Here is a 351-nt window from a genome sequence, read left to right on the forward strand (position 1 = left end):
CTGGATGGAGGCGGGGGAAAAGGAGCGCCAGTTGGCGTACTGGACTGGCCTGCTGGGCGGCGAGCAGCCGGTGCTGGAGTTGCCGTTCGATCGGCCGCGTCCGGCCCGGCAGAGCCATCGTGGCGCGCAGTTGGGTTTCGAGCTACCGCGGGAACTGGTCGAGGCCGTGAGAGCCTTGGCCCAGCGTGAAGGCGCCAGTAGTTTCATGCTGTTGCTGGCCTCGTTCCAGGCGCTGTTGTATCGCTACAGCGGGCAGGCGGATATCCGTGTCGGTGTGCCGATCGCCAATCGCAACCGCGTGGAGACCGAGCGGCTGATCGGCTTCTTCGTCAACACCCAGGTGCTCAAGGC

At 65.8% G+C, this 351-nt stretch carries 1 protein-coding gene; it reads left to right on the top strand.

Going from position 1 to position 351, the window contains the following annotated elements:
• The coding region (locus tag LT948_RS33100) for a condensation domain-containing protein (protein ID WP_232197178.1) at positions 1-351 on the top strand (351 nt) is incomplete at both ends.

Source organism: Pseudomonas sp. CP-1, assembly GCF_021213715.1.
GTDB lineage: Bacteria > Pseudomonadota > Gammaproteobacteria > Pseudomonadales > Pseudomonadaceae > Pseudomonas > Pseudomonas aeruginosa.